The 18533-nt window shown below is 47.0% G+C and carries 21 protein-coding genes; 13 read left to right on the forward strand and 8 right to left on the reverse strand.

The genetic code is table 11. The features are described from left to right. Positions 1–90: 90 nt before the first annotated feature. The 3 genes from KGF70_RS10015 to KGF70_RS17615 all read left to right on the forward strand — a co-directional run bounded on the left by KGF70_RS10015 (position 91) and on the right by KGF70_RS17615 (position 2413). The gene (locus tag KGF70_RS10015) at positions 91–426 is read left to right on the forward strand and encodes a hypothetical protein (protein WP_165860536.1); all 336 of its coding nucleotides are present in this window, start codon (positions 91–93) and stop codon (positions 424–426) included. Positions 427–752: 326 nt separating this feature from the next. After that, on the forward strand, positions 753–1754 hold the full coding sequence (locus KGF70_RS10020; RefSeq protein ID WP_367889992.1) for an NlpC/P60 family protein: 1002 nt from the start codon (positions 753–755) through the stop codon (positions 1752–1754). Positions 1755–2290: 536 nt separating this feature from the next. Then, a complete protein-coding gene (locus KGF70_RS17615; protein ID WP_301554460.1) occupies positions 2291–2413 on the forward strand; it encodes a hypothetical protein in 123 nt (40 codons plus the stop codon). Between the two features lie 657 nt (positions 2414–3070). Here KGF70_RS17615 and KGF70_RS10025 read toward each other — a convergent pair. Further along, positions 3071–3268, reverse strand: a complete 198-nt coding sequence (locus tag KGF70_RS10025) for an LBP_cg2779 family protein (RefSeq protein WP_003639986.1) — start codon at positions 3266–3268, stop codon at positions 3071–3073. Positions 3269–3370: 102 nt separating this feature from the next. Continuing rightward, positions 3371–5032: a phosphoenolpyruvate carboxykinase (ATP) gene (locus KGF70_RS10030; protein WP_122211885.1), complete on the reverse strand. Its 1662-nt coding sequence runs from the start codon at positions 5030–5032 to the stop codon at positions 3371–3373. A gap of 319 nt (positions 5033–5351) precedes the next feature. On the opposite strand from KGF70_RS10030, the gene KGF70_RS10035 reads away from it, so the two are divergent. Together KGF70_RS10035 and KGF70_RS10040 are read left to right on the forward strand one after the other, a co-directional pair. After that, complete coding sequence (locus KGF70_RS10035; RefSeq protein WP_033618663.1) at positions 5352–5990, forward strand: TetR/AcrR family transcriptional regulator; 639 nt, start codon at positions 5352–5354, stop codon at positions 5988–5990. Positions 5991–6145: 155 nt separating this feature from the next. Continuing rightward, the gene (locus tag KGF70_RS10040; protein WP_003639983.1) at positions 6146–6643 is read left to right on the forward strand and encodes a MarR family winged helix-turn-helix transcriptional regulator; all 498 of its coding nucleotides are present in this window, start codon (positions 6146–6148) and stop codon (positions 6641–6643) included. 465 nt (positions 6644–7108) lie between these two features. On the opposite strand, the gene KGF70_RS10045 is transcribed toward KGF70_RS10040, so the two are convergent. Then, a complete protein-coding gene (locus KGF70_RS10045) occupies positions 7109–8077 on the reverse strand; it encodes a DUF1002 domain-containing protein (protein WP_101874178.1) in 969 nt (322 codons plus the stop codon). Between the two features lie 247 nt (positions 8078–8324). On the opposite strand from KGF70_RS10045, the gene KGF70_RS10050 reads away from it, so the two are divergent. The 5 genes from KGF70_RS10050 (at position 8325) to KGF70_RS10070 (ending at position 11356) form a co-directional block, all read left to right on the forward strand. After that, positions 8325–8648 carry a hypothetical protein gene (locus tag KGF70_RS10050; protein WP_105921908.1) on the forward strand — a complete coding sequence of 108 codons (324 nt, stop codon included), beginning with the start codon at positions 8325–8327 and terminating at the stop codon, positions 8646–8648. A gap of 33 nt (positions 8649–8681) precedes the next feature. Continuing rightward, on the forward strand, positions 8682–9254 hold the full coding sequence (locus KGF70_RS10055; protein WP_050338282.1) for a TetR/AcrR family transcriptional regulator: 573 nt from the start codon (positions 8682–8684) through the stop codon (positions 9252–9254). A gap of 1 nt (position 9255) precedes the next feature. Then, the gene (locus tag KGF70_RS10060) at positions 9256–9774 is read left to right on the forward strand and encodes an O-acetyl-ADP-ribose deacetylase (RefSeq protein WP_105919971.1); all 519 of its coding nucleotides are present in this window, start codon (positions 9256–9258) and stop codon (positions 9772–9774) included. A gap of 146 nt (positions 9775–9920) precedes the next feature. Then, positions 9921–10748, forward strand: coding sequence for an undecaprenyl-diphosphate phosphatase (locus KGF70_RS10065; RefSeq protein ID WP_003639978.1), 828 nt, complete (start codon positions 9921–9923; stop codon positions 10746–10748). Between the two features lie 341 nt (positions 10749–11089). Beyond that, a complete protein-coding gene (locus tag KGF70_RS10070) occupies positions 11090–11356 on the forward strand; it encodes an AbrB/MazE/SpoVT family DNA-binding domain-containing protein (protein WP_050338285.1) in 267 nt (88 codons plus the stop codon). 184 nt (positions 11357–11540) lie between these two features. On the opposite strand, the gene KGF70_RS10075 is transcribed toward KGF70_RS10070, so the two are convergent. The 3 genes from KGF70_RS10075 to KGF70_RS10085 form a co-directional block, all read right to left on the reverse strand. Then, entirely contained in the window at positions 11541–11888 is a 348-nt protein-coding gene (locus KGF70_RS10075) for a YxeA family protein (protein ID WP_216768662.1), read from the reverse strand. 430 nt (positions 11889–12318) lie between these two features. Next, positions 12319–12780, reverse strand: a complete 462-nt coding sequence (locus tag KGF70_RS10080) for a threonine/serine exporter family protein (protein ID WP_216768663.1) — start codon at positions 12778–12780, stop codon at positions 12319–12321. Positions 12781–12798: 18 nt separating this feature from the next. Further along, entirely contained in the window at positions 12799–13551 is a 753-nt protein-coding gene (locus KGF70_RS10085; RefSeq protein ID WP_216768664.1) for a threonine/serine exporter family protein, read from the reverse strand. Positions 13552–13690: 139 nt separating this feature from the next. Here KGF70_RS10085 and KGF70_RS10090 point away from each other — a divergent pair, with 139 nt between their 5' ends. The 3 genes from KGF70_RS10090 (at position 13691) to KGF70_RS10100 (ending at position 16283) form a co-directional block, all read left to right on the forward strand. Then, positions 13691–14551: an aldo/keto reductase gene (locus KGF70_RS10090; protein WP_088770516.1), complete on the forward strand. Its 861-nt coding sequence runs from the start codon at positions 13691–13693 to the stop codon at positions 14549–14551. A gap of 329 nt (positions 14552–14880) precedes the next feature. Next, positions 14881–15057, forward strand: a complete 177-nt coding sequence (locus KGF70_RS10095) for a hypothetical protein (RefSeq protein ID WP_216768665.1) — start codon at positions 14881–14883, stop codon at positions 15055–15057. 293 nt (positions 15058–15350) lie between these two features. Next, positions 15351–16283 (forward strand): AEC family transporter, encoded by a 933-nt coding sequence (locus KGF70_RS10100; protein WP_088770518.1) that lies wholly within the window; start codon positions 15351–15353, stop codon positions 16281–16283. A gap of 164 nt (positions 16284–16447) precedes the next feature. Here the strand turns inward: KGF70_RS10100 and KGF70_RS10105 are convergent, their stop codons facing one another. Then, positions 16448–16714, reverse strand: a complete 267-nt coding sequence (locus KGF70_RS10105) for a helix-turn-helix transcriptional regulator (RefSeq protein ID WP_101874173.1) — start codon at positions 16712–16714, stop codon at positions 16448–16450. A gap of 239 nt (positions 16715–16953) precedes the next feature. Then, on the reverse strand, positions 16954–18504 hold the full coding sequence (locus KGF70_RS10110; protein WP_216768666.1) for a bifunctional UDP-sugar hydrolase/5'-nucleotidase: 1551 nt from the start codon (positions 18502–18504) through the stop codon (positions 16954–16956). Between the last annotated feature and the right edge of the window lie 29 nt (positions 18505–18533).

Here is an 18533-nt window from a genome sequence, read left to right on the forward strand (position 1 = left end):
ATAGCAAATTTTGGTTAAAAAGCATGGTTCAGCGTAGCCAAACTAGACGGCAGCGGTTACAATAAGGGGTAAATTTAGGAGGTGCCCATCATGACGACAACCACCGCACTGACCACCCAAGCAGAACAGGCTTTGGATCAGTCATATGCTAAGTTCAAACGTGAGCAGTTAACCCTTGATAAATCGCAGCTATTCGAGAATGCTAATCAGATATTTGCGATGAAAGAAATTGAAGCGGCCACTCGCCAGTATTTATTTGACGACGAGATCGCGCAGCAAGTCATCAAACTAGACGCACAAGTTTTGCCGACCATGTACCAAAAAGGGCAGGAAGGCGAATTTTTGAAACTGAATTTTACGGGCAATGATATTCGTTGGCTGTTAGGACTGCCGCGGACCCATCATCGCCAACGCGGTTCAAAATAAACCGGCATTAACCGAACGTTTGGTCGTTTTTACCATGACAATTATCCGAATTTCTAGTCGTTGACTATTGAAATTCGGCTTTTTTGATTAATCGGCAAGTTTTTTTCAAAAAAGTTTTGAAAAAAAGTAAATTTTAGTAATAAAAAGATGCCGGTATGATAGCGTTTCAAGCTGGAAATGTTACGATGGCCAATTATTGTTACTGTTTTGTAACTTTCGTAACATATTGTTATTTTGTTGGTATTGGTATGTAACACAAAATGAGTAGTATAGACGTTGGCTTGAAGTACATACGTGACATTCTTTTTGGAGTGATCATTATTAAAGTGAAAGTAAATATTAAACAAGTGATGTTAGGAACTGCTGCTTTAGCTGGTATGTTAGTTACTAGTCAAGTAGTTGCCAATGCCGATTCAATGACTATCAAAGCAGGGGACACTGTTTGGGCATACTCACAAAAGTACCATGTTTCAGTTAACAAGATTGCCGAAGCTAACGGCTTAAGCAACCCAGATTTAATCATCGCCGGTAAGACCATCAACATTCCTGGCGTTAAGACTGGTGAAAAGGTTACGACTAAGACGACCACTGCTAGTGCAAGCAGTGCTAAGTCAACTAGTGCCGCAACTTCAACTTCACAAGCTGCTAGCTCAACGACTAGTGCAGCTGCTACCAGCTCATCAACTACTAGTGCAAGCAGCGTAACTTCAAGTGCTTCATCAAGCTCGGTTGCTTCACAAGCAAGCTCAAGCTCAGCAACTTCAACGAGTTCTGCTAGCCAAAGTTCTGCTAGCCAAAGCTCAGCTTCACAAGCAAGTTCAGCTTCAACTAGCACGACTGCAACCAGCACTCAATCAGCTGCTGCAACTTCAACTAGCTCACAAGCAAGTTCATCTGCAAGCACGACTAGTTCATCAACGACGACTGCAAGCGTAACTGCCTACAGTGCTTCAGCTTCGTCATCATCCACTTCAACCACTAGTTCATCAACGACTGGTTCAGCAAGTGCTTTGATCGCCGCTGCTAAGACTTACTTAGGCACACCATATGAACAAATGGACTGCTCTGCATTTACGCAAGCTGCCTTTGCTAAGATTGGCCGTTCAATCGGTCGGACCACTTATGCCCAAGCTACGGTTGGTACTCACGTATCATTCAGCTCAGCACAAGCTGGCGACTTGATTTTCTGGGGTTCTGACTCAGCACCTTACCACGTTGGGATTTACTTAGGCAACGGTCAATACATTGCCTCACCAACTGAAGGCGAAACTGTTTCAATCAAGAGCACCACTTACTACACACCAAGTTTTGCTATCCACATGTTCTAAAACGATTATTTAACAAACAAAGTCGCTATCCAATTCAGGTTGGGTGGCGATTTTTTTGACCAAAAATTCGTCGCCTGTGCTAGTCGGGTTGTGCTGGCAAGTCAGGCTAGCCGCCTACATATGAGCTGTCATAGGCGCGCTTGATGCGCAGGGAAAATCAACAGTAGCACTAGCGCCGGATAATGCATGCCTGGACTTAACTTAATGGTTTTATCGCATTATCCCACCTGAATCGGCATACGTACACTAATATGCTCAATACGCTAGGGCTAGTTATTCGTGGGCATTAAAGATGATTAAAAAGTGCCGGTTGGTGGATTCCTGTTCGTCTGCCGGTGAGGCGTCCTAGTCCGACTTCCGGGGCCGGCTGACAATTGCTGGAACGTAAGCCGACATCGATTTGAACTCACGCAGAAACCCACTGCGCAATTTCAAATACGAGTCTTATTCTAAGCCGGAAGCAGCCCACTTCCAGCTAAGAATAATTTGGCTACTGAGCATTGTCAGCCGGCCCTTCCAGTCGGGAAGCCGCTCGAATGGCTGATGAACAACCACTTATCTGGGGACAATTGACCACTGAACATTGGGTAATTGGTCCTTCAGGCAAACTTTTAATCAGCAGCGGTGATGATTTATGGTGCGCAATACCGAGTAGTTAGCCTGAAGATTATTCACTAATTTCAATGGCAACTTGTCTTGAAGTTGGACGACAGAATTGCTTTTGTTTAAAGCTTGATGCTTTGCAATCTCAGACGGCTAGAGAAAGTTCAATGAAGCTATTGGTTTATAAATGTTAAATATGAGTAATACTGCTCAGCTATCGTTAGCAACTATCCTCACAGTTAGTTTCTAATCGACTGTTTACTAAGAGCCAACGACTAGCTCATCAAAGGTTGGGTCCGCACGTGTCTGCCTTTCGAATACCATCCCCGGCTGGAAGGTTTTTCTGACAATGCTCAGCGATGAAATTCCACTTAGCAAGCGTTGTGTGCTTGGTTAGTGGAAGACCAGTATTTAAGACGTGGGCTTTCGGCTTAAATCTGTGTCCATCGCGTTCCAGTGTTGTCAGAAATGCCTGGAAGCCGGCATAGGCCGCGTCTATCCATCACCTTTACGCTAACCCGCACTATTTCCAGCGGTTCTAAGCTGGCTGCCCTTGACTTTGAACTAATCAGCACGATTTAATCATGATTTATGACATATTAACTAGCCCAACGCGGCGCAACAAATTTTGAGTAACAAAAAACTGGTCGCATCGTGCGACCAGTTTTAGTGAGGACAGGTGCCCCAATTGGTTTTTATCACTGAACCAGCGTCTAGGCTTTAGTCTTGCTGTTCATGAATTTCTTCAATAGTTGCAGTTCTTCTTGAGTTGGCGTTGCTTCACCAGACTTGATGTTGTGAATCCGCTCAACGGATAGTTGACTGCCGAACGCTAGATCGTTATCTGTAAGATGATGCTCGCGTTCAAAACCAATGAGCTTTTCTGATAATTGACTTAATGGTAGTTCCATGCTCCTCACCCCGATTTTTAGAATTCGTAAAAGTTCAGTGCCATATACCTGCTACTTTTATTATAACCTTAATTGGTTTGAAACGGGGAACGAATACCATCCTTATTTTGCAAGAGGTTGCTTTAATTGTTGCTGTAAGTGAACCAAGCTGTCCGTGACTTCGTGTGGCAAACGGTCGTTATTGTTGTGTTGATATTGGTCCACAAAGTTTGCCCGAATGCCCAGACGGGTCGCAACTAATTGGCGATAGTCCGCGTTTTCACCGTCGACAGGGAAGTCTGCGAGTTTCAAATTCTGCATGTGGTCGAGACCGGCGAAGGATTCCCACTCAGTCGTGTTATTGACGATGGCTTCTAGGGCGCCTAACGTAATTTCTTTAGGAATCTTCTTGTCACCAAAGTAACCGGTATTGAGCAGGTAGCAATCCAAGTGGCGTTCTTCAAAGAGGGCCTTGAAGTCATGGTAGTCTTCAGATAGCGGGTAGACCCGGAATGGGTTCGCAAATGGTTCGATGACTAGGGCGTTCCGGTCGACGTCACCAATGATATTTTCAGCGGAGCTCCGTTTAGTCGCTAATGTTGCCCCGAACGTCGCAGCTAGGACCGGGTCGTCAACTTTGATGACTGGTGGCAAACTATCATCTTTCATAATCCAAAAAATGGCGTTGATCGGTGCGTCTTCCTTATCGACCCGATTCGTCGAAGCGTAACGTGACTTGATCGTCCGCCCATTCCCATTGCGCAAATCTTCAGTGACTAGCACCTTACGTCCTTGGTCGTCTAAAGTGACACCGACATTTTGAATCGTCATGAAGTATTTCGTTTCATCCGAAGTCATCGGATAGTCGTTCGTTTTGTCAAAGTAGGACGGTTCTAAGGCGACTGAACTCCCGTTTTGGCGATTGATGACGAACGCATCATCATGCAGAACGGTAATGTCGTACTTATAGCCGTGTTTAGCGTGCGTCAGCGTCGACTTACCGGAACCTGAGAGACCAAACATGGCAAAGACTTGATCTTGTTTGTCCTTAAAATGGAACGCTTTGAGGCCACCGTGACAAGCGACGAAGCCATGCCGGTGCGCGATTGACCATGCTAAGGTCAAAGTCGACTTTTTGAGTTCGCCGAAATACGGCATGCCCAGAATTGCGGCGGTGTTGTGCTGCGGGTCAAAAATCGCCAGCCCATCAGGGTAATCTGGGTCATGATAAGTTGGATCGGCGTAAATGTAAATATCACCTTCAGGGTAAGCCACCGAACGCTCGAACATGGCTTGGTAAGCCGCAGTAATCGGCTGGAAGTTGAGCATGTAAGAGAGTAGGTTGTTGGCGAATCCGTCTGGAATGGCCAGGTGGGCGCGGACGATGAAGTCTTCATCGAGGCCGACTAGGACATCCGTCTTGATGAAATCTTGGTGTGCGCTGGCAAAAATAGCTTGGCGCAGACGACCAGCCATGTCAGCTTCACTAACGCCAGGGTTGCCTAAAATGCGCCGTGCTTGTGCGGTCCGACCGACAACTTTACCGGTATTGGCAATCAGCATCTTGGCATCTGCTGGTAAGCCTAAATCGGTGGCGCGATAGATGGGGAGGTCCGTAATGACGGTTCCAGGATCCTTAGTGGCGCGGTGGTAAGCATCGGCAACGTCAGCAACTTGATGCATGTTGTTACCGTAAAAGGCCGTTTCCACGGTGGAACGGATCTGTGAGAAGATTGGATTATGCCGACCGATATCGGCTAATTGATAAGAATTTTTAGTACTCATATGATGTGCCTCCCTACAAAGTTAATAAGTTAATTTTAGCACAAATGTTTATTTTAGAAAGCGCTTTCTTTAACGAAATGTATACTGCTTTGTTATTCGTACGCAGTTAATGGATTTTAAGCGATATGTGAAATAGTGATTAAAGCGTCGACAGTTTATGCGGACTATCGAGATAGTTAATGACGTTATTTATTAATGAATTAGAAGCAATCTTACTTGCGTTTAAAGCTATATTAGTATAGTTTATTTAAAGAGAATAATTCAAATGTCAGTGATGGGAGGCATACCGGTGCCACGTAAAAGAAACACGCAGCGACGAATGGAAATCGTCAATACGGCGTTCCGCTTGTTTGCAGAACAGGGCTACGCCAACGTACAGATGAAGGATATTGCGATTGCATGCGATATTAGTAAGTCGCTGCTTCAGCATTACTTCCCCAAGAAAATCGTTTTGTTGAGTACGATGCTGAATGAGTTGACGCTTAGCGCGTTCATCTATAGTAATGAACAATTGACCTTTTTATCGGCGCATCAGCGGACGATGATTCAAATGAGTTTCGTCCTGAGATTGCTTGATGAGAATCCGACGATGGAACACTTCATTCAGGATATATTTGAAAGCCCGGAGTTGACCACCGAGCTTGTATTAGTGACCCTAGATTGGCTAGAAGCTATCGGGGTCGAAGGCGAGGCGGCGATGATTAGATACGCCTTGAACTTCGCGTTATCTGGCGGGATGGCAGTCTTTTTCAAGCGCAAGATTCTAAGAGCTAGTGTCGGCATGATTTCAGAGAATATCGACCAAGCGTTCTACTTGCTATTAGGCGAGAATGCTGAGAAAATTGATCAAATCTATTTAAGCACCGCCAAGTACAATACTGATGCCTATTATCAAGAGTTTGTCAGTTATCTGCACAAACACGCAACGATTGATTTAAGTACTGAAATAAAAATTTAATATTAAAGTAATCTAAATTGCTTGTATTTCGTAAAATATACTAGTACACTTTAAAGTGGGGAAATGATAAACGACGCTTACTAATTAAAAAAGCATGGGGCGAATTATGATTGGGAATTTAATGATAATTCGACTAGTGAAAGGGAGACTTAAACATGAACGAAGATATGGAATTTTTTAATCGCTTTAGCCATATGTACTTACATGGCTTCAAGAACTTATCAGATATGTTTGCGGAACCAGCGACGGAACATGGTATTACGTTAGATGAATTTTACATTCTGTACGATATCGCTGAAGCTAAGGGCAAGATCCGCCTGATGGACATCGCTGAAAGTCACGGTGTAACGCGTTCAGCTATTTCACGGTTAATTGGTCGCTTATTACGTAAGGACTACTTATACCAAGAAGCTGAAGATCATGATCGCCGTAACAAAGTTTTGAAGTTAACGCCAGAGGGTGCCCGTGTTGAACATGAAGTCTTCACTGAATTGATCCAACGCAACCGCGAATGGCGTCAAAGCTTTAGCTTAGCTAAGCAATATCAAACGCTGAACTTAGTTGAAGAATTTATGGATAAATTCGTTAACGAAGATGCAAGTAAGCAAACTAAAAAGACAACGTATGCTGATTTGAAGCGGGCAGAAGCCTAACGCTTGAATCAACTTATGACAAAATCGCTTCGGAAAGCTAGCCTTTTCGAAGCGATTTTTGTCTACTGAGCAGTTTTTAACAATAAACTGCGACCATCAGGCATAATCCGTGTTTGTACTAGAAAATGGGGTGTTTACGGTTACAATTGTACATTTAAAACGCTTGCAAAATGTACATCATTGGTAACTGTTGGCTGTTTCAGTTAGCCGTTGATAAACGACTACCGGTAATCGTCGACATCGGCTCTGACAGTGGTTTTCTGCGTGAGTTCAAATCGATGTCCGCCCTGTTCCAGCGTTGTCAGCCGGCCCCGGAAGTCGGACTAAGGCGCGCATCGGCTGACGAACAGGAATCCACTAATCGGCACGCTTTAATCGTGATTCATGACAAAAAAATAGGTGGGGTTCAAAATCATTTTGAATCCCACCTACTATGCGAATCGCTATTATCCAAGCGTCCCTGATTTAGCCAAAGATCGACTTGAAGATTGAATTGAAGAAGTTGACGATGGCTGTCCAGATTTTTTGCAGTAAATTCTGGTTTTCCTTAGTGTTGAGCTTACTGAAGACGTTTTTGGCATTGGATTGAATGTTTTTCATCAATGAATTGGCCTGGGTCTTGAAACTTGATGAATCTAGGGCACCGGAATCACGAATCTTGACCAACAAGTTAATAATTTCAGTTTTTTGGTTATTTGTAATGACATTAGTTAAGTTATTATTGGTAATTTGTTGGTTAACGATGGTCGTAATTTCGTTTTTGGTCACGCTACTCCCTTTTTGAGCCATTTCTTTCTTGGCACCCGCAATGGCATTATTGAGTTGAGAGTCGGTATAACCATCTTTATTTTTGTTAGCTTGGGTGATGCCACTCAGGGTGCTCAATTCGTCTTGAGCGGCTGTGACTTGCTTGGTGTTCAAGCTATTACCGGTCTTGGCGTAAGCGGCGTATACCCCAGCTAAGGCGCCTGAGCCGTCGATTGGGGTCGCAGACGTGACGTAAATATTAGCGTCAGTGATCCCAGCGGTCAAGGCCGCATTTTTATATTGATTGGCGGTAATAGTTGTAATGTTATTACTGCCGTTATAGTCGAGAATTTTAACGTTAATACCGGAACCAGAACTCGTCTTTTGAATCATGGCACTCGACCAGACACCTGAGCTACTGGTGAAGCTTTCGCCCGCTGGATTGAGATATTTAACCAGCGTGTCACCGTTGACGGTCAATGTCTGGTAGTCAGCGCCGTTCAAGCTGGCCGTGAGGGTGTTGATAGTACCGGTCTTCTGACTACTAGTCAGGCTGCTACCTAACGTGACGATTGGTTCGTCGCTGCTACTGTCAGCGTGCGCAAGGAGTCGCCAGCCACCAATCCCGAATATCAGGGTGGCAACCAGGGCGACCCATCTAAATTTGAAACTTGTTCGTTTCGTCATTTTATTTTCCTCCGCATCTTAACTAATGCACCTTGTACTAATGTGAACCGTTCGCTCCCGGGTTGTACGTGCAACAAGCATCAGGTCGTCATTAGTACGTATCATCATTATAGCAGACCCCTATCATTCGAGGCCGGTCAAACGCCAACCTTGGCAGAGTTCTAACTATCTTTATAATTTGTTTATTATTTGCCGAAGTCCCCAGCTTCCGCTATACTCGGGGTAAAAACAGGGGGAGGCCATTATTATGACCCAAAATCGCGTAATCAATGCATTAAGTTATTTAAGTATTTTATTCCTACCAGTATTATTTCCATTAATTGTCTGGTTATTAACGAGTACCAATCCGGAAGCCCATCGAGCCGCGGGACGGGCGTTCTGGTTACACTTGCTGCCGACGATTCTGGGCATCGCCATGCTGGTCATTCTCGGTGTGAGCGGAATTTACATGGATAACTTGGCTAACAGTGGCTGGCTCGCCATCGTGTTACTAGCGATCTTTGGTTTGGTCGCCGTCGCGAGCTATTTGTGGTCGATTATTCGCGGTATTCAATATTTAGTCGCTGACTAAGTGAGTTACAATGCAGTTCAGGGAGGTCTTCACATGGGTGTTAACGGTTCATCAGAAGCAGATCAGGCAATGATGATTCAATTTTGGCAAGTGGGCTATGGACAGACGACGGTGGACGATTTGATTGGGGCTGCCGGATTGTCCCGCACGCAATTTTATCGGCAATACCACAGTAAGCGCGTCGCGTTAAGGCGGAGTCTAGTCTGTTACCAAGCTACATTGGACGAACAACTCGACCGGTTGATTGAACGGGAACGAGCGCGCCAAACACCTTTACCTGCACTGATTGCGGCTTGTGTCCTTCTGCCATTTCAAAGTGACCAGTGGCCAGCGGGCTGTTTGATGGTCAACTTGATGGCTGAGCTGGGAACACAGGACGCAGCCTTGAGCGCCCAATTACAAACGATTTATGCCAACCTGCAGACACGATTCGTCAGCTTATTGGCGCCACAAGCGCAAACGTTGCCGACCACGGTGGCTGAAGCGGCGGCGAGTCTGATGCAAGTTCGCAGTGGGTTACAGTTGTTGGCTAAACAAGCCGTTGGTGGGGCTCAATTGAAGCAACAGGCACAGACGAGTGTGAATTTGATTATGGGGGCGCATTAGAATGGCTGAAATTAAAGTGATTCACGGCGATATTACGAAAATGGCGGTCGATGCGATCGTGAACGCCGCTAATACTAGCTTGCTCGGTGGTGGCGGGGTCGATGGGGCGATTCATCGCGCAGCGGGACCGGAATTACTTGCGGCGTGTCGGCCGTTACACGGCTGTGCCACGGGTGAGGCCAAAATCACTCCAGGCTTTCGGTTGCCAGCGAAATTCGTCATTCATACGCCGGGGCCAGTCTGGCAAGGCGGTCAGCGTGACGAGTTGCGATTGTTAGCGAATAGTTATCGCAATAGTTTGAATTTAGCGGCGGAAAATGGCTGCCATACGGTGGCGTTTCCGTCCATCAGCACGGGCGTTTATCATTTTCCACTCTCATTAGCGGCGCCGTTAGCACTGAAAACGCTACAAACGGCGGCGCAAACGACTGCACAGTCTGTCACGACTATTACGATTGTTTGTTTTGATGACCAAACTCAGAGCGCTTTTGAGACGGCATTGGCAGCGCTGTCGAGGTGACCTTTACAAAAAAATTACACATGGACGCTACTATCTTGAGGGAACGCTTGCTATAATGTTGATATACCAACCATCGGGGATGGTCGGAATTTTTTATGCAGCGGGCAATCAATTGATGAGCCTTGCCAACAAGAAAGGAATCCATTGTGTTAGATATTTTTAAAGCGGTAATCTTGGGGATCGTAGAAGGAATCACCGAGTTCTTACCTATTAGTTCGACGGGACACTTAGTCCTAGTTGACGAATTCATTAAGATGCAACAATCCACGCAGTTTACGGATATGTTCAACGTCGTGATTCAGTTAGGGGCCATCATGGCGGTTGTTGTGTTGTATTTCCACAAACTCAACCCGTTGTCACCACGCAAGAATACAACTGAAAAGCGTGATACTTGGGTGCTCTGGAGCAAAGTCTTACTGGCCGTGATTCCATCAGTGATCGTCGGCCTACCACTGAACGATTGGATGGATGAACATCTGATGAACTGGGCGGTCGTTTCCGCCACGTTGATTATTTATGGGATCCTATTCATTGTGATTGAAAACCACAACAAGCAGTTAACGCCACGGTTCGCGAACCTCCAGACCTTGCCTTATACGACGGCACTGTTCATCGGATGTTTCCAATTGTTATCATTGATTCCTGGGACATCGCGTTCTGGTGCAACGATTTTAGGGGCGATTTTAATCGGAACGTCGCGTTACGTGGCGACTGAATTCTCGTTCTTCATGGCGATTCCAACCATGTTTGGGGCCTCACTACTGAAGCTCGTGAAATACTTCGCCCACGGTGGTTCACTGGCCGGTCTACAAGGGGCCGTTTTAGCCGTTGGGGTGATTGTTTCCTTTGTCGTTGCCTACTTGTCGATTCGTTTCTTGTTGGATTACATCAAGAAAAACGACTTCAAGGCGTTCGGTTGGTACCGAATTGTCTTAGGGGTGCTCGTGATTGGCTACTTCACGTTGATCCACTAGCACTTTGCAAGCAAACGCAAGCCCGGGTTTGTCCGCCAGCTTGATGGAAGTCAGCACGGCAAGCCTCAGCTTGAAGTGACATCATATTATGAATAAATGAAGGCCGGTGACTGGTTCCAAACAGTCGCTGGCTTTTTTAGCTTCAGCCAACTTAAGCGAAGTGATTGCCCAAGCTGATAGCGAATACATCTTTTCACGTCGCACGTACAGGAGGGTGTATACTGAATGCGCGGGTGGCCGCCAGTGAAAGGATTTTTTCGCAGGCAGAATCCGTAGTCATTAAAAATGGGGCACAACGCGAAATAGCAAGCAGATAGTCATCGAAAGTGAGGCTGATTGAAATGGTATTATCCACGAAAATTGTCAAATTAGGCAACTCGCAGGGCATTCGACTGCCAAAGTCACTCCTTAAAGAAATTGGAATCGTTAACCCAATTAATACGCCAGTTCAAGTTTCTGTAGCGGATGGTAAAATTGTCATTTCGCCACAAGCGGAAACGTCAAGGCTGATGCAACGCTTTGCTGGCTTTGATTTAGACGATTATTTTGATAATTCTCATCAAGTCGAAGATGATTGGGGCGATCCAGTGGGAAAAGAGCGGTTATAAGCCGCAAGTATTGGCCTGAGATGCTTCAAAAATAACAAACGACAATCAATTGAAATGACTATGAGCAGATGACACTGATATAACGTCATCTGCTCATATTTTTGTGTTAGCGAGGGATTACATAAATTAGCGTGCCCGCCATTTGCGACTGCGATTGTGATTAATCATTTGAGATGATGACAAACTAAGGCCGTACGTGCACTAATTTATAGTTGGTGACGCCATATCTCTGATTGTAGGTGATTCTGACGATTTGCCCGCGTTTGAACGGTGCTGGATCTGCAGCGACCGTCTGGAAACGAATCGTTCTTTTTTCACCCTTGGAATTAGTTGCCAATCCTTGATACTGGTACCCAGTAGCTGAGACGTTGACCGGGAGCGTGATGGGATAAGTGCCAGTGGGACGCGTTATTTTCATGTAGTAGTAAGTCCCGCCGTAGCGAAAAATCCCCCAACCAATATTGACGAGAATCATCATGGTTAGCAATGCGGCTAAGCACCATTCGATAAAGTGATACGATTTAGGGTTCATTTTGAGGCCTCCTCGTGGACGGATTTTTAGCGATGTGCGATGTTGTGAAGGTTCGTCATGGCAGCGCGTCTATCTTCCTGAGTGATTTTTTGAATGTATTTATAAGCGCTTACATTTTAATGTTTTTGTTACGTCCAAAAGCATTGGCTTAATACGATTATTATTGTAAATGGGACCAGTTAGTAATCCAAAAATTCCAGCTAAATTCGACTGATTAACTTACATTCCATGTCGGTGTTTGGTAAGGGCATGCCACTTTTTTACGACTAGCAACTAACGGAATTTTTATACATAACTAAATGACACCCCGCAATTAAGCATATCAAGCAGTGTGGCTATCATTTGATGACAGTCATGTCTCTCGACACAACAAAATCGGACGAAACGCCAACTGGGGTTTCGTCCGATTGCTGTAACATCTAAGTTTAAATTAAGCGAAATGTAAGGTCAGGCGATTGATGAATTCGGCGACCAGAAAGCCGATCGCAATTACGCCCGCGATAATGACGACTTGAACGAAGTACTGGTAAGCTAAGTCCGAATGGCCCGTCACGAGGTTGCGGACGACCCGGTAAGACTGACCACCAGGAACCAGTGGTACCAGACTAGGAATGTTAAAGATGATCATCGGCATTCGCTTATAGCGGGCAGCCATCCCGCTGGCGACCCCAATCACGATGGCTGCGACGAGGTTCCCGATGGCCAGTTTGGCATCAACACCCAGTGGCAGCACGTGATAGAGTACTTCATACGTGAACCAGCCAGCAGCGCCGACCCAACCACTGAGGTTGACGGCGCGCCGCGGAATGTTGAGCAGCACGCCAAAGCCGACCGTGGCGAGATACGCTAAGATAATTTGTAACAATCCAGTTGTGAAAAGCCAGTGTGCCATAAGACGCCTCCTCGTCGTTTAGTAGAAAAATGAAGTCAGTGCGATACCGACCCCAATTGCGCAGGCCGACAAGACGGCTTCGACAGCGCGGGCGGGGCCACTCAGTAAGTTCCCCGTCATCGTGTCGCGCACGGCATTCGTGATGGCGACTCCCGGGACTAGCGGCATCACGGCGCCGATAATGATGGCATCCGGATGATAGTGGCCGTTAGTGAGATAAAAACCAACTAAGGTAATCAGGCCAATAATGAACGCGCCGACAAATTCACTGAGGAAGCGAATCGAACCCACTCGATTGATCCAGTAGAAGGCCGCAAAGCCTGCTAGCCCGGCCAAGCCACAAGTGATCAAGTCAGCCGGGGCCGTTTGTCCAGTGAAGGCCACCATCAACGGCATGCTGACGACAACGGCAGCCAGACACAGCCAGCTGAATGGGAAGGTCGGTACAGCTTGATTGACGCGTTCCAATGCAGCAAAAAATTCGGCTAAATCAATCTCATGATTAGCGAATTGTCGAGATAGGGTGTTGACCTGATCCACTTTTTCAAGATCCATGCCGCGATTATGAATGGCACGGACTTCACTCGTCGCATCATCTGGCAAGGAAACGGTGATGCCGGTTAATAATACGAAGACCTGCGCATCCGGATGGCCGGCATTAGTGGCGATCCGCTGCATCGTATCTTCAACTCGTTTGATTTCAGCGCCATTTTCTAACAAAATGGCGCCAGCTAGTAACGTAGCTTTTAACATGACTGCCGTATCGCGCATCAAAATCCCCCCACATCAGAATGTTTATATTTTCTCACGAATTTTGCGTATCGTCATTAGTTTGAAACAGAATGTTTGCCGGAAATGGTTGATTATGGGTAAAATTATAACAGCAAATAAAATTATGGAGGCATTTTTGATGACAGCATTGACCAAACTTACCGATACGTACACCTTGAACAATGGGACTAAGATTCCGATCGTTGGTTTTGGGACTTGGCAGACACCAGATGGTCAGGTCGCTTATGATTCCGTATTAGCCGCATTAAAGGCCGGCTACCGGCACATTGATACGGCCGCGGCTTATGGCAACGAGGAAAGTGTTGGCAAGGCAATCGCTGATAGCGGCGTTGCCCGTGAAGACCTCTTCGTGACGACTAAGTTATGGAATGCGGACCACGGCTATGAGGCCGCTAAGCAAGCACTCGATACGTCGCTTGAAAAGTTAGGGTTAGACTACGTGGACTTATATTTGATTCACTGGCCAAACCCAGCTGCAATGCGTGACAATTGGGAACAATTAAACGCGGACACTTGGCGTGCAATGGAAGAAGCTTACACGGCACGGAAAGCCCGGGCAATTGGGGTTTCTAACTTCCGTCCTAAGCACTTAGATGCACTGCTTAAGACTGCCAAAGTCGTTCCTGCCGTTAACCAAATTTTCTTGAACCCAAGTGACATGCAGGATGAAGTCGTGGCTTACAACCGCGAACATGGCATTTTGTCAGAAGCCTACAGTCCATTAGGTACTGGTAAGATCTTCAGTATTCCTGAATTAAAGGATTTGGCTGACAAGTATGGTAAGAGCGTTGCTCAAGTTGTGTTACGGTGGTCATTACAACACGACTTCTTACCATTACCAAAGTCAGTGCATGCTGATCGGATCCAACAAAATACCGAACTATTTGATTTTGAAATCAGTGATGAAGATATGAAGGTCATCGATGGCTTCCACGGCGTCGCTGGACTTGCTAACGACCCTGATAAGGTCAACTTCTAATTAGAATTTATTGAAAGTGTCGCACCATTATTAGACGGGATGTCTAATGATGGTGCGACACTTTTTTGATGGGAACTCATTTAGGCGTGCGCAATCAGTCGCTATCGGTGGTGAACGCGAATACAATTGGACTGTTCGCAGGCTTCAAAAGGATGTACGGAGAGATTGCCTAATGGCGTTTCTTAAAAATTTGGAATCGAGGGCGTAACGATAATGGCAAAAGATTTGACGGTCAGTTACCCGGTGGTTATCACGCATGATAACGCAGACGTAGACTATCCATACGAGGTTTATATTCCGGCCTTTGGGGGTACACGCAAGGGCGTAACATGGCGAACGCAATCTTGATGGCACGTGACTTCATCGGGCTGAGTGCCATGGATTTACGGGAGGATGGCAAAGCTTTGCCGCATCCCGGGGCGTTGCCAAATAAAACGCAAGATGATCAGACCGTGATGCTGGTTGAGGTTAATGTTGACGACTATCAACGTCGACAGGATAAGTAAGCGGCCCGTAGTCTAAGTTGGACCTGTTTTTAAGCAGATCCTTTTTGAATTGCTGCAGATTCGTTTGATTAGAAATTACGAGTCACCGACTCATTTTTCACCCGCCACCCGTAATCCAGCAAATTACGTGGAATCCGAAGCCGAGTTTTGACTGTCCTTAATAATCACAACGGCGATCGGCCCACAACTTATGAAAGTTTAGTTCAGACTGGCATTTAAGCCTGGTGTGGCGGCAAGTGCCACTGCCAGCTGTGTTACACTCAGTTAACTACTTCAAATTGGGGGCCTGTGAAATGCTACTTATTTTAGCAATTTTACCAATTATTGTGACGGTCGGACTGGGGGTGGGTGCGGGCCTGCGCCATCAATTCGCACCGAGTACCAGCGATATTTTGATTCAGCTAGTCATGCATTACGCCTTGCCCCTGAGCCTGTTTGGCGGGATCTTGTCATTGAAACGAGCGACGATTCTACAAAATCGCGCGGTGGCGGTATGGCTTGCCGTGGGGATGTTAGGTGGCATGGCACTGGTGATTGCGTTTCAAGTGCTACGGCACCAAACGCTAGACGTCGCGACGTTACGCGGCCTGGTGATTGCCAGTCCTTCGATCCCGTTCATGGGCGTCTCAGTATTGCTAGTGCTCTTTGGCAAAATCAGCGTCTTACTAGTTGCGCTGGGTGGGCTGTACATGAACTTGATACAAGTTCCCTTGAGCGTCTTGTTATTGACGCTTGCGAGCGGTTTACCGGCCGAACAGCGGTGGCAAGCTAGTTGGCAGAAGTTACGCAGTGCCTGTCGTCAGCCGGTCGTTTGGGCGCCAATTAGCGCGTTCTGCTTGAACTTACTAGGCTTACGACTGCCGAGTGCGTGGCTGACTAGTTTTACAGAACTTGGGCAAGCGGCAGGTGGCGTGGCCTTGTTTGCCCTGGGATTACTGTTGACGACGCGGCCATGGCATTTGACACGGACGGTCGTCGGTAACGTGGTCATGAAAAACATCGGCTTACCGCTAGTTGTCTGGGGCTTGATGGTACTCGGGCACGTTGCATTGCCGACGCAACAGTTAGTCATTGTGACCCTAGCAATTCCGACGGCCACGATTGCGACGATGCTCGCGGTCCAAAATCGAGTGGTGCCGGATGAATACGTGGCGACACAGATGTTGAGCACGATCATCGCCCCGATTACAATGGGGGCGTTTATGTGGGCGCTGCAGTTAGTTTGAGGACGGTAACGTGTGGATGAGCTGAAATAGACAAACTAAAAATACTAAGCTTAACGGTATAAAAGCATCCGGCTGGATCACTGATATGCCCGTTAAGCTTAGTATTTTTTTACGTTGCCAAATTTTACGTTTAGAGACGACGATCACAGCTGCTGGTTGGCGTGTTAAAGGACCTTAATTTCAACTTCTTTACCTAAAACGCTCATAATTGCAAAGAAGTCATCAAAAGAGACGTTATCGCCTTGTTCGATAGCTGCGATTGTTTTTGGCGATAGTCCTGCGAGTTGGGATAACGCTGCTTGGGTTAGTCCAGCATCGGTTCTTGCGTTATAGACAGCAACTGCAACTTTAAGTTTGCCGCGTTCAATGTCAAAACTCTTTTTAAAATCGGAATTCTGACATTCTTCCTTGATGAAGTCATCGATTTTCATTAAACCAGTCCTCACTATCTACCTTCCTTGATTAAGTCGTCCATTAAACCAATTCCTCCCAAAAAACTGCTTAGCGTGCCTGATATCACGTTTAGGTGTCGTTGGTGTTTACTGTCAAAATGCTAAAACAAGAATCAGTGGTTTAACCGCCAGTGAGGCGATCACGGATAGTTAACAGCCAGCTGTCAAATGAGCGCCACCGGGATAACCGTAGCAGTTAGTGGTATTTATATCTTCAACTAATAGCGGACCTGAAAGTTAGTCGGTTGTTTCGCGGTTACGACTGGGTGTTGGGCAAAGTAATCCGCAATCAGCACCGTCATATCGGTTGGTAACCGGCGAATGATTTTATCGCCGCGATACATGGGATAGTTGCCGCCACCGCCCGCACGGTAATGGTTCAGCGTTACGGTCAATTGCTGGTCGGGTGTGACCGGGGTGCCGTGATAGTCGAGTTGAACGACCCGTTGACCAAAGGGCCGAGTCAAATCGAAGGTGTAATCGATGCCGCTGTACACATCGTAGACATAGTGGCGTAGCTTCGGGTGCATGAACTCCGGATTAACGCGGACTTGGCCAGCTTCCAAAATGAAATAGCTGGCACAGCGTTCGAGAGCGGCGCGTAAGTCTGCACCAGTAATCGCTTCGACCGCCAACTTGTTCGGGTAAACGTAGCTGTTCATCACTTCGCGCATCGTTACATGTTGCTTAAGGCCCGGGACGTCGTCGTTAAACAGGGCCGTGGCAGCAATATCCGTCCCAGTTGCGGCCATTTCGACGCGATTGATAAAGTCGATGTACGGATGGTTATGCAAACGGGCGTCTAAGTGGTCGTGAACTAACATATCGCCGTTGATTTGACCCAAGGGCGTGTCGAGCCAATCTTCCATTTGGGTATTGATGGGGTCGATCAGCGCCATCGCTTGAGGATTGGGTGCTGCCGCGGCAACTGGAATCACTTCGGGGTGACTAGTCGCAACTTGATGTTCGGACGTCAAGTCCAGGGTAATCATGCCGACTGCCACGCCCTTCATACCGGGCTGAGTGACGGGAACCCCGTGCACTTTAACGGCCAATTGGCGGTGTTGATGACCCGTGATGAGCGCGTCGATACCGGGTACTTCCGCTAACAAGGCCGAGCCGCGATTTTCGCCATTCATTCGTTCAGTCGGGTGGTCTGTCAGTGGATCACGTTCGAGTCCACCATGGTAAGCGACCACGACGACATCGGCCAGTTGCCGTAGTTTGGGCACCCACCGTTTGGCCGTGGCGACCACGTCATCGAAATGCAGTCCCGCGATGTGGTGCGGCTGTTCCCAATGGGCGACGAATTGAGTCGTTAAACCGAGAACCGCCACTTTGACGCCGGCCCGTTCGAGGATCGTATAGGGTTTGGAAAAAAGCGTGCGGTGGTGGTCATCGCGAATGTTGGCTGCCAGCATCGGATATTGCCGGCTAGATTCACACAGGTCGAGGTAGTCGAGCCCGTAATTGAATTCATGATTGCCAAAAATACCGGCTTGCACGTGGTTGCAGTTGGCCAGCCGGGAATAGAGCGGCGCCGCTTCCTGGTGGTGGCGTGCAATGAAATAGGTCAACGGGGAGCCCTGCACATAATCGCCGTTATCGATAACAATCGGCCACACCTCGTTTGAGTCTTCGCGGGTCAAGTCTTGAATAACGGTGGCGACACGGCTGAGGCTAAATGGTGCGACGTTATCGCGACTGCTGTAGTCTGTCGGCGCTAGGTAGCCATGCACATCACTTGTTGAGATTAATTTGATTTTCATTACAGCGTGCCTCCAAGGAATATTTGTGT

It is taken from the genome of Lactiplantibacillus sp. 7.2.4 (genome assembly GCF_018991185.1).
Lineage (GTDB): Bacteria > Bacillota > Bacilli > Lactobacillales > Lactobacillaceae > Lactiplantibacillus > Lactiplantibacillus pentosus.